We start from the raw sequence: 11,699 nt of genomic DNA, 5'->3' as shown, positions 1-11,699 counted from the left end.
ATGGTAGAGACGGCCGCGGCTAGCCTTCAGGGCAGCTTCTGGCTCATCTTCGGGCCTCCCCGACCCACACTGGTCATGTCCGCTCACGGTGCTCAACCGGAAGTAAGCGGCCGGGATGTCGAACCGCCGCTTTGACCCGCCCGCCTGTCCTCTCATCTCAGCGTGCATGCGCGAGGAAGGCCGTCCACTCGTCCCGCACGATCTGCCGGAAAGCGCCGGCAGTCGCTTCGGTTTCACCAACACCGCATCCTGTCGCGGATCGTCAATGAAGGCTGGATGCAGCGGCGTACCGGACACGGGTGGACGTTTCTGGTGTGGCGTGGAATTCCGTAGCGACGCATCAGGTCCGCTTCCGTGACAGAGTCCGCGAGCTTTCCTCGCAAGCGGTCCTCCGCGAGCTTTAGGTAAAGCTGTTCGGTGTCGGCCCCCGCCAATGCGTCGGCTGCTTTACGAGTAGGGGGCTCGGTTCTGGCCAGACGTTCCGAGTACAGCCGCGCCCAAGAGCAGCAGGAGTTCCGGTTGTCCGTACCCGTAGAAGAACAGGCTGGCTACCACGAGAAGCTGGACTTGCTACCGCGCCGCCACCGGCAGGTAATAGATTGCGAGCACCAAGAAAACGAAGATGCCGAACTGCCAGGTCATGGGAGCGGCATCAGAATCCGCTGAGCAATCTCACGGTGGATCTGCTGGAGAACGGCGCGCTCGAGCGGGCCGCCAAGCTTCTCGACAAGCATATCGGCGGAGCTTCGAAGGAGAAGGCGCGGCCGGAGCTTTTCGGACCTTAGCTTAGGACTCGGCCCACTCTTGAGTTTGCGCGAATGGCGCACGCTGGCGTCAGGACCGATAACGCGCTGCGGGCTTGGAGTTGCTGAACCCCGCAGCCAAAACGCCGCGCGCCTTCTCGAAAGCGTCCCACGCCGCCACATCGGGCACTGGCGGAATTGTCACCAGTTCCTTGCGATCGAAGCCGACGAGGGCGGCATCCACGAGATCTTCGGCCTCCATCACGTTGGGCACCTGGCTGGCGTCGCCGCCCGCTCGATCGTAAATCTCGGTGCGCGTAGCCGCAGGCAGCACGGCCGGCACGTAGACGCCCTTCGACGCGACTTCGGCTGCTAGGCCTCGCGACAGCGTCATCAGATACGACTTCGTCGCCGGGTAGATGCCGCGGGAGTATTCAGGAAGCAGGGCCAATACTGATGCGATGTTGATGATCGCGCCGCTGCCGCGTTCGACCATGCGGCCGACGACGGCGGAGGCGAGCAACGTCGGCGCGAGCACGTGAGCCGTAGCAGTTCGTCCATTTTGGTTGGATCGGCGGTCGCGAAATCACCGATCAAGGCCGCGCCGGCATTGTTGACGAGGATGTCGATGGGCGGCTCGGCGCGGAGGCGTCGGAGAACCGGTTCGAGCTGGGCCTCGACGACCAGGTCGGCCGTGATGACTTCGACCGCAATGCCATGCGCATTGTGCAACCCCGTGGCGAGGGCATTGAGCCTGTCGGTCGCGCGAGCGACCAGCACGAGATCGTGCCCGCGTGCGGCCAGGCGGCGGGCATAGAGGGCGCCGATGCCGCTCGATGCGCCGGTAATGAGTGCGGTCGTCATGGATGTTCCCTCAATGAGTGTTGTTAAAATGATCCAGGCGGGACGTCAGCCGCGCGCTTTCAAATGGAGCATCCGATGATGTACATAGTGACCGGCGCCGTTCTTGACGATAGGGTCTTCGGAGGTGATCGCCTCGATGTCGAGATCGTCCGCGATCTCGTAGAGCGACACGCCATAACCGCCACTCCGGTCCATCACGGGGCCGTGCGCGACGATCTGCCCCTTCGCGAGCAAATCATCCAGGAACGCGCCGTGCTGCTTCATCCAGAGTTTCTCGTCGGCGCTCATGGTTGCCAGAAAATCCGGGCGCGGCGGAATATACTTGCAGAGGTAGTACTTCATCGGTCGCTCCTCGAATAAAAGAGACGCATCTGTTGGCTTGGCGATCGCTCGACTTGAGAGATCAATCAGCCACGCCCATTTGCTTGCGGAAGCTCTTGTCGAAGGTCTTTTCGGGAACGAAGCGCCGCATCAGGCGGAGACGGCCGGCGATTTTTCCGGGCGTATAGCGAATGCTGGGGACCTTTTCAGTGGCAGCCTGCACCACCTTGTCCGCCACGACTTCCACGGGATCGCCGGCCGCAATGCCATTACGCCAGGTCGCGTTCATGGCCGCGCGTCCCCGCCGTTGCTGTTGAACGAGCTGTATCCAGCAGGCAGAAAAACAGTGGCAGCAATGTTAGCTAAGGGTTGGATCGAGAGTGCAGTGGGGTCTCACGGTGTGCGTTATCAAATTACGCCCGTCGGCAAGGCAGCTTTGCGTGCACAAATCCCAAGTCAGAACAAGAGGGATGAGTTGCGAAACGCACTCGTCAGTTTCGTGAGGCTCACCTGAGCCTGGTCAACACCGTAATACTCACGCATAGAATCGCGAACGACAAGAGAAGGGCGAGCAAGAGCCACCAACCGTAAACGCCACCTCTAAGCCAGTTATCGAGCACGACCGAAAGAAGCATTCCGAGACTTATCGACATCAGAATTAAGCCGGCGAATAAAAAGCGCATTGGTAGCTCCTCCCTACATCTGCCAAGCGAAACCAGAAACTTGGGAGAGGGCACACGCCGGCCTGGCGCTAGCGCCCTCGCGGTGAGCGGTCGGCCTATTCATGGCCGTAGTACTGTCGATTGCACTGGTGACGCCCCTGCTCAAAGCTAGCCTCCCGGTACACGGGGCCTCTCACAATACTACTGACGTCGGCAAACAGCCGTGCCTGCTTAATACACTCGACGTAAGGTTTGTTCGACAGCCAGTCCAGTCCCAGGCCGCCAGCGTAAGATGCCTGCGTCGAGGTACCGAACGCACTTATTCCAACTATGGCGGCTAAGACTAAGAGAGCGGTGCGGGTGGTTTTCATGGGTGAATATCCTTCTGGCTGGTTGATTGCAGAAGAGCAATACCGTGCCTCACCTCTGATATATGTGCTGCTAATCACATCCGCGGGGCGGCGCAGGACGTGCCGTCTTTGCGCTGTGAAATGGCGTACTGCCGATGCAGCCGCGGGCTCACCCGAAGCTTTGTTAAACCTGACGACCGGGCGGAGGCTTAGCGATTGGGCGCCACAATGCCCGTGTTTGTATTTCCCAGATCCCGTACAGCCTTGTTCATCGTACTATCGTTTACATAGCCGCTTGATGCCGACGAAGAGGCGTTCTCGGAAGCACTCGGGTTGCCAGGCCGATCTCCTGTTGTGCCGTGCCTGAGAGCATTGCTTGTATTGGGTCCCGGCGAACCTCCTGTACCATTCACCATACCGTTGCTCGACATCGATCCCGCTGCCGTGCTGCCGGAGCCGGCTGCTCCGCTCGAAGAACCAGCACCACCAGACCCTCCCCCTCCGCTGCTCTGCGCAAAAGTCAAGGTGCTAGTGCAGGTGAGAGCTCCTGCAATGAGAAGAGCGGTCAGTTTCATGGCATTCTCCGAGGCTTCGATCCGTTAAAGCTCGGAACGTCTCGTCTCGTTCCTTGAAAGGTTTCCCAATCGACTCCGTTACTGGGTCGGAACTGGGAACCATCCCTAGGGACGCTCTATTGCACCTGGGCAGTGAAGCCGAGGAAATGAACGGGATCCATCTATATCGTCGGCTTGATCCCTGTGATCGGGATTCGGTTTGTCGTTCTTCGGGCTGCGCTAGTGACCCTTGCGGCGCAACCAAGTCCAAAAGAGCATTGTTCGGCGTCCGACGAGGTTCACCCATGCCTCTATTCACCCGGTCACGTATTAGGCGTCCCATGCCAATTTTGGTGAGATTGCGCCGCCGTATGCAAAGTTTGAAGCCGCACCCTTCTCTTCTCGTGCTTCTGATGCCTCTGACACTTGTTGAGCCGTTGAAGATGGCTGCCCTGCTCGTCGCGGGGAAGGGTCATTGGCTCTCTGGCATAGCGATAATAGTAGTCGCCTACGGAGCGAGTCTTCTTATCGTTGAGCGGCTCTTTAGGATCGTCAAACCCAAGCTTTTGATGCTGGATTGGTTCGCAGCAACCTGGGCTATCGTACAAAGAATCCGAGGTGCAACAATCGCTGCTTTCCGTTCCGTTTGGAATGGTCGGACTGAACGCACTTAGCAGCGGTCGTAGGCCTCAAGTCCGGCTCGGGTCACGAGCAGTCCTGGCCGGGCTGCTTCCGGCAGGTCGGCTATGGGCCAACAGCGACCTGGCGGGCCAGGAGGTCATCATCCTTGCATGTATCGAATTGGGTTCTCTGGATCGGACGTGAAGATGCGCTCAATCTCCGCGACGAGCGACGATACCGCATTCTGTTTCAGCTGATCAAATCTCTCGAAGCTGAAGTTGTTGGCGCCGACGCGCAACTCCCCAAGCCGACCTGCGTAGCTGGGGACGATCGGCGCACCTTGCCTGGTGACCGACACATATACGCTGATGTAATTTTTTTGAAGAGCGACACCAATCACGGGCCACTCCGTTCTCTTCCCGGATTTAATCGCGTAGCGGAATTTCCCATAGCCGATCATCTTCATGCGCATACCCGCTTCTCCCACGGGCGTCCCTGCATGGAAAAAACGCTTGAGCGCTGGAGCCGCCCGGGCGATTAGCTTGTCGAGGTTGAGCAGATCATGCTTCCGCTCCGGATCAAATTCGAGATAGGCCTGCAATGTGCCAGCCGTCACTTGGAACACGCTTCCTCCGCCATGGCTCTTGTAGGTATCTTTCCCAGGCAAAGCCTATCACCTGCGTCCAGCCGCCCGCTTGATCGAGATTCGCGGTTTGTTGACCAACCTAACTTGGATAGATGTCCGCGTCGGGTCACAAACCGCCCTTACGCCGAAGGTGGCCGCTTTCGCTTTGCCCCGATAAGCCGACGTTCATGAGTACACGTCTGGGCCGTCACAGGATGAAGGTACGTCGGTGACGCGACCTGCAGGGTCGGTGTTCGACGTTGCGCGTGAGGCGAAGGGCCGCCACTAAGCGTGCCACAAATCGCCGCCTCGAACGGGTGTCCGAGGCGGCGTGTTTGCCCTCTAGTATTTGAACTGCGGCATCGCCTTCAATTGGTCCTTGGTCGCGTTGTAGACGACATGATCCGGATACCAGTTTTCGTCGGCTGCACGCACAGGCCGGTTGGAGCGGTTGACTTCTCCCGTCGCGGCACCACCATTGTTGACGCCTACCGTGGGCCTGTCGGTGGGCGGCGTGGTCGCCGACGTGCGAACGGGCTCGTTGACCCACTTCAGCTTGTCATAGGTTACAGCAACATAGTGCTCGCCCATACCGAGGAATCCACCAACACCCAGGATGACGTTCGCAGTCTTGCCGGACTTGTCAAGAATAACTTCGTTGATGTCGCCGATCTTCTCGTTGGCTTCGTTGTAGACGTTGACGCCGACGAGTTTGGAAGCCCGCCATTCGCCTTGTTTATGCGAGGAGGCGGCATTATCACCGGCGGGCTTGGTCGAAGCGGTTTGCGCCGATGCAGAGCACGTGAACAATGCCGTAGTGAGCAAGGCGGCGACGAGGTATTTGGACATGCGTCCTTCTCCGTTTTGCGAATAGTGGGCGTACTTAGCGCAGCAGCATAATCAGAATGATCAGGGGGATCGGGATCCCGACGAGCCAAAGCAAAATCGGCATGATGTCTCTCCTTTCGTTTTCGATGGATTAGCGATTGATTGCGGGGGCGTAGCCCTTCTTGCCCCAAGTGCCGTCGCGAAGCCCGCCACCTTCGGTCGCGGCCAGCGAAGCGGAGAAGGCTCCGATGAACAGTGAAAGCGTCAGCCAGATCGCGATCTGCATGGCGGCTTTTCTTGCAGCGTCGAGATCCGTTTTCACCTGAGTGATGACGTCGTTGACCCGCTTCTCGGCATCGGCCTGGTTTAATCCCGTCCGGGCTGACACCACCTTGGCAACGTAGGTGCGGTCGGCAGGAGTTACGTCGTTACCGTTGTGGAAGCTGTTCGTGAACAGGCGAACCAACTCACCACGCGAGCCGTCGCCAGTCTGTTGGCCTTGGCCGGACGGGTTATCCGAGCGCAGCAACGTGTCGACGTAGCCGCTCATGGGCGAATTCTGTGCGGCGTTTGCCGCGCCCTGCGTGGCTCCAGCAAGCGTCCCCCCCAGCAACGTGGTTGCTGGAGCGGCCAGCAACACAGCGCCGAGAACGGAGGCGGCTGCCCAAGCCAAAAAGCCATGCGCGGTATCCCGGAAGTGCACCTCTGTCGCCTGCACGCCGACCCACTTCGTACGAAGACGGCCGGCCAGATAACCACCTACCGCGGACGAGATCATCGCCATCACGATGAAATACAGGCCGGTTCCGATTTTGAAAGTCGTCGCCGAAACACCCGAATTGCCCCAAGGTGACACCACAGAGAAACCCATGCCTGCGCCAAAGGATAGAAGCACGAGCGTAAGGGCGAGAGACGCAACGGCCCCCGCCAAGACGGCAGCCCAGGAAACCCCCGCTACCGACGGTTCAACCACTCCGACCTGTGCGTCTTCTCGAAATGCTTCTGCCATTTGTTTCTCCCAGCAGCCGATACAGCTGCCTGGAAAATGCCCAGATGGAACAAAGGTTCCAGGCATTTGAAGCGCTGACACCAGTGTTTCGAGGCTAGATGCGGAGGAGGCACCACCCGGGGCCATACTTCGACAGGGACTCGGCAGCCGACAGCAACTGGAACATGTCGAGCTGTATTGCGCCCCTTCGGTACATCGGTGATCTTGGTTGAGACCTCCCGCGTGCCTGCCCCGCGCCGCCTGCTGCGCGTTCGGGAGATTTCCTGCGTAACGGCACCTGCTCATTTACGGCCGCGGCAATGGCGGAGGAGATTTCCAAAGCCGCTCGATCGTTCCGCTGATCTACGGGATCGCGGCGACCAATTCATCTGTGGTCAGGTGCCAATTGTAAATGCCGACGTTGCAACACGGTCTTACCTCGCGTTTCGCGGAAGAGCCCTTTAACGGCTCGCCATCACGGCAGCGCTTGCGCGCCACCAGTTGCAAAGGGATATTGTGCAGATTGTCCGGCCGCCCACGGCGGGTTCTGTCTTGCCGGCGCGCGTCCCCGTCCTAGCCAGTGCCGCTGTAACTCACCGCTCGTTTGTCATCACTCCGCGGCAGCAGCAAGCTGGCTGACCGGCAGTTTGGCGAGACATATCCGGTTGCGGCCACCCCGCTGGCGGCCGAGGGGGTCTCCGGCAGCATCATGATGAATTCTTCCCCTCCAAAGCGCGCGATCAGGTCTGGATCGCGTTTGGTGGACCACAGGGTCTTAGCAACCATCTTTAGAACCCAATCTCCGATTTCATGGCCGTAGCTGTCATTGACCCGTTGAAATGATCGATATCAATCATGAGAAATGATACTGGTCGCATGTACCTATGCGAACGCGCCAACTCGTCGCGCGCCAGCCCTTCGAAGTGTCGTCTGTTGAACAATCCAGTCAAGGGATCGACCGCGGCAAGGTTTTGCAGGTCTCGCGTTCGCTCCTTCCGATTTCTTCCACTCTCGGACGGCGGAAGGCAACCAGTGGAAGAGCAGCAACCCCAACACCACGCAGCCTGCGATCACGTTGGTCACCTTCGGAAGGATGATCAACTCAGGCCGACCAAGAACATCAGTGATCAATGCGGGAAACAGACCATACTTACCGCCGAAGTAAAAACCGAAGTACGTCTTCTCTGGGATATTTCGGGCGGGTATCGATACCTATCACCGTTAGCAGCTGCCGCGTGTGGCCGAAAGCGCGGGGGTTGCGAACATAGAAATAGATGACGCTTGAGAGCACCGTGACCCACAATGCCACGCATGCCCAATAGATGTATTGCGCGAGAAACGTCATTGCTTTCGCCCTAATTGCATGACGCAAAATTACAGGGGTCAACTTGGTTGCTTGTTAATATTTCTCGCGGGGGCGCACATTCGGCAGAAGAGGGTTAGTTCGGCGTGAATCGACTCGAGTGTGACGCGTACCTTGCGAAACTCGCGCAAGATGAGCCAGCGGAATGTAATCCGAATCCGTCAATAGTTGTGCGCCGGACTTCTGATCTGCCCAGAACGAAAGCGAACCAGACGCTGAAGTTGGCGGCAATAGAGGAACGTTCAGCTGCTGCATCAGCCGCAAGGCTTCCCTGAGACCGTGATGGCGTGCTCCGGCTCGAGATCGTCCAGCTGAGTCATCGCGCAAGTCGTTTCCATGTTTCAACTGCGTAGGCACGCTCGTTCCTGACAGTCCGGAGGCGGAGTTGAATGGTTCAAATCGCAATCAGGCGCTCGCGTGAACGCGCGGGCCACAAAGGTCAATCACTCCGTCCGGCGGCAGACGTTGAGGGCGTCCGATCAGATAGCCCTGCATTTCGTCACACTTCATCGACGCCAGCATTGCGAACTGCTCCTCCGTCTCGACGCCTTCGGCGAGCACTGGAATGCCAAAGCTGTGGGTTAGGCCGATCACCGCGCGAACAATCCCTATCGACTTTTCGCTCGTCCCCAACGCCGCTACGAAACTGCGGTCAATCTTGATGCGGTCCAGGGGAAAGGCGTCCAGATATGACAATGAGGAGTAACCCGTCCCGAAATCATCTAAGGCAATCATGACTCCCAGCAGTTTGAGTCTGTTCAGCGTCTCTCTTGCACGCCCTACGTCCTCAATCAGTACGCCCTCTGTGATCTCCAGTTCCAGGCGGTCCGGCGCAAGTCCGCTTTCTTTCAAAGCGTCTTTCACTTGTCTTTCGAGGTTCTCCCGGCGAAATTGAGCGGCAGAGATGTTAACGGCGATCCTGAGTGGACTGCTCCAAGAAGCCGCTGTGCGACAGGCTTGCCTCAGGACCCATTCGTCGATCTTGGCGATCAATCCGCTCTCTTCCGCAATCGGAATGAACTCGCCCGGCGCAATAACGCCTCGGACGGGATGCTGCCAGCGGACGAGCGCTTCGTGGCCAACTATCACGCCGAGGCGATCCACCTGCGGCTGATAATGGAGGAATAGCTGACCTTCTTCGACCGCGGAGCGCAGATCGTGCTCGACCGCACGTCGTTGGCGCAGCTGCTGATCCATTGCACTGGTGAACAGGCGGATGGCCCCTCGCCCGTCATGCTTTGCGCGGTAGAGTGCCGCGTCGGCATTGGCGAGCAGCGAGTCGGCATCTTCCCCGTCCCTTGGAAATAGTGCGATGCCGACACAAAGATCGAGCTCTAGACAATGGCCGTCCGTCTCGATCGGAACGGCGAACGCCTGGCGCATCTTTTTAGCCAAGAGCTCGGCAGCGCCGGGCAACGGCAGTTGCTCCGTGATGGCCATGAACTCGTCGCCCCCGACGCGGGCAACGTACGCTCCATTGCCAACTTCCTTCAGCCGCCGAGCAGTCTCTCGCAGCACGGCGTCTCCGACTGAATGCCCGAACAGGTCGTTGATGTCCTTGAAGCGGTCGAGGTCGATGCAGAGCACCCCAACGCTGCTGCCCATTTCCTGGGCCCGGTTCATCGCAGCATTCAGGGCTCCGTCAAGCGCGGTCCGGTTCGGCAGTTCGGTAAGGGCATCATGGGACGCGAGATGAGCGATCCTGCGTTGGCTTCGGTTGCGCTCTGTCACATCGAATGCAGCCACGACCTGTGCAAGTTTGCCGTCGTACGTCAAAGAACGACGTTCAACGACCACTTCCCGTTCCTCGCCGGCGCGTGTGCAGTGACTCGCGGCTTTTTGCTCTCCATCCGAGGAGTGCCCGACTTGGCCACTCCTAAGATCAAGTTCAGTCATCCCGAGCAACTCGTCTTGCCTGTATCCGTAATGGCTGCACATCGCCGCATTCGCCGCAAGAAATCGCTGCGACCCGGCCTCCGCCACCCACATCGGAATTGGGTTCTCTTCGAAAAGCAGCCTAAAGGACGCCTCCCGCCCCTTGAGCTCGGTGATGTCGATGCGGACGCCGATAGTACCGCCATCTGCCGTTCGTCTTTCCTCGACGCGCAGCCACCTGTCGCCCGGAAGCCGCTGCTCATGCGAGGACCGCGGTAGGTTGTGCCGAGCGAGGCGCTCAGTAAGCCACTCGTCTTCTCTTCCCAGCGCCTCGGCGTACTGCCCGCGCTGAAGGCCCGCCCTCAGAATGTCCTCGAACCGAACGCCCTGCGCGAGCGCATCGTTGCTGGCCGTGTAGAAGTCGGCGTACTGTCGATTCCACAGAACCAGTCGGTCTTCTTTGTCGAAAACAGCAAGTCCTTCCGGAACGACGTCGAGCGCTTCCTTTAGATGGGTGTGAGCTGCCCGTGCAGCGGCTTCTGCCCGCTCTGCGGCTCCCTTGGCCGCGGCGAGCGCTTGTTCAGTGCGATACCGCTCCGTGACATCCTCGTGGGTGGCAACCCAACCATTGTCCTCCAGCGGGCGATGCCTAATGCGAACGATTTGGCCGTTGGCCAGCTCGACAGTCGTGTCGGAGGTTTGGTCGATCACGCTGGCGCTAGTGCGCCAGTTTAGGTATTCTTCCCTGGACATCTTCGGCGCAGTGCCGACCCCGTAGCGGAGTTGGACGATCTCTTCCAAGAGCATGCCGGGTCGCACGCTTTCCGGACTCAGGGCATAGATCTCTAGATACTGGCGGTTGCATACGATGAGGCGCCGTTGCCCATCGAAAAAGCAAAGACCTTGGGACATGTTGTTCAACGCGGTGTTGAATCGGTCTGCAAATTCGTCGGCCTTCGACTTCTCCGCGATCGCACTCTTCTCCGCCGCCCGCGCGCGCTCGCCTTCTTCCGCCGAGATGGCCTGCTCCTCGATCAGCCCTGCAAGGTTGCGGAAATTGATGTTGAGCATTCGCGCGAGCAAGACCAGGAGCATTGCGAGATTCAGCCCCAAGCAAAGCTGCAGTGGATCACCGGACAGCAGCAGCCGCCCCGAGATCGGCAAGCCCGCGATCAACATTGTCAGCCGAGAGGCAGCTGGGAAGCTGCCCAGACAATAAGACGTGCCGATGCAGCCGAGGAACACCAGCAATGCCAAAGGAGCGCGCAGGGCCGGCTCCACAGTCTCCATAAGCGCCAATATCCAGCACACGAACCCGCCTGTGAGAAGAGCGGTAAAAATCCGCATTCTCGAGAGGTTGCTGAAAGCGTCTTCCGGACTGACCTCGTACGAACGCATCCGCACCCACTGCGCCATTCGCACTATGCAGATGGCCATGAGAATTGCAGGCAGCGCAAACCGCAGCCAAGGTGAACATTCCTGCGGAAGCACCCAGGCCACACTGAAGCTGTCCAGCAACAGGACCGCGTACAGAACGGGCACCTGCTTTCGGAGAATTTTGAATTGCTCCACCAGCAGCGCCCGATCGAGCGGAGTCGTAAGGCGTCCGACCGAAAACAAGTTCGAGGTTCTGCCGAGGTCCATTTCTTTCTCCGCCCTGCGGCCAGGCTAGGAGAGAGTCCGGAATAACGCGTAAATGATGTTGGTATTCTGCGAGTTAAAACGGTAATTGTGAGGGGTTAACAGTATCTTGTCACCACAGAGGCCAACGGCGGCTGATGTCAGCGAAAGGGATGGGCCATGTGTGGACGGCTCCGGGTTGGCAAGGAGAATCTTCACTTGCGGCGTTGGTCGGAGCAGCCATGTGTTCGGCCTTCTTGTGCGGTACTCATGACCGCTGGCCAT

The 11,699-nt window shown here is 59.0% G+C and carries 8 protein-coding genes and 1 pseudogene; all 9 read right to left on the bottom strand.

Annotated elements, in window-relative coordinates; genetic code table 11:
* Window positions 1-834: 834 nt before the first annotated feature.
* A complete protein-coding gene (locus AC0L3J_RS27790; RefSeq protein WP_473349042.1) occupies window positions 835-1,239 on the bottom strand; it encodes an SDR family NAD(P)-dependent oxidoreductase in 405 nt (134 codons plus the stop codon).
* Window positions 1,137-1,607 carry an SDR family NAD(P)-dependent oxidoreductase gene (locus AC0L3J_RS27785; protein WP_473349041.1) on the bottom strand — a complete coding sequence of 157 codons (471 nt, stop codon included), beginning with the start codon at window positions 1,605-1,607 and terminating at the stop codon, window positions 1,137-1,139. Before AC0L3J_RS27785 ends, AC0L3J_RS27790 begins: the two co-directional genes overlap by 103 nt.
* Before the next feature lie 45 nt (window positions 1,608-1,652).
* Window positions 1,653-1,949: a YciI family protein gene (locus tag AC0L3J_RS27780; protein WP_473349040.1), complete on the bottom strand. Its 297-nt coding sequence runs from the start codon at window positions 1,947-1,949 to the stop codon at window positions 1,653-1,655.
* 61 nt (window positions 1,950-2,010) lie between these two features.
* Window positions 2,011-2,217, bottom strand: coding sequence for a hypothetical protein (locus tag AC0L3J_RS27775; RefSeq protein ID WP_473349039.1), 207 nt, complete (start codon window positions 2,215-2,217; stop codon window positions 2,011-2,013).
* Window positions 2,218-4,275: 2,058 nt separating this feature from the next.
* The gene (locus tag AC0L3J_RS27770; protein WP_473349038.1) at window positions 4,276-4,740 is read right to left on the bottom strand and encodes a hypothetical protein; all 465 of its coding nucleotides are present in this window, start codon (window positions 4,738-4,740) and stop codon (window positions 4,276-4,278) included.
* Between the two features lie 342 nt (window positions 4,741-5,082).
* Window positions 5,083-5,589: a PRC-barrel domain-containing protein gene (locus tag AC0L3J_RS27765; RefSeq protein WP_473349036.1), complete on the bottom strand. Its 507-nt coding sequence runs from the start codon at window positions 5,587-5,589 to the stop codon at window positions 5,083-5,085.
* A gap of 130 nt (window positions 5,590-5,719) precedes the next feature.
* Window positions 5,720-6,577 carry a hypothetical protein gene (locus AC0L3J_RS27760; RefSeq protein ID WP_473349034.1) on the bottom strand — a complete coding sequence of 286 codons (858 nt, stop codon included), beginning with the start codon at window positions 6,575-6,577 and terminating at the stop codon, window positions 5,720-5,722.
* A 552-nt stretch (window positions 6,578-7,129) separates the two neighbouring features.
* Window positions 7,130-7,497, bottom strand: a pseudogene (locus AC0L3J_RS27755) (GGDEF domain-containing protein).
* 827 nt (window positions 7,498-8,324) lie between these two features.
* Window positions 8,325-11,438: an EAL domain-containing protein gene (locus tag AC0L3J_RS27750; protein ID WP_473349033.1), complete on the bottom strand. Its 3,114-nt coding sequence runs from the start codon at window positions 11,436-11,438 to the stop codon at window positions 8,325-8,327.
* Window positions 11,439-11,699 lie beyond the last annotated feature (261 nt).

Source organism: Bradyrhizobium sp. Kon37 (assembly GCF_055807535.1).
This window is presented reverse-complemented; position numbering and strand designations above follow the sequence as displayed.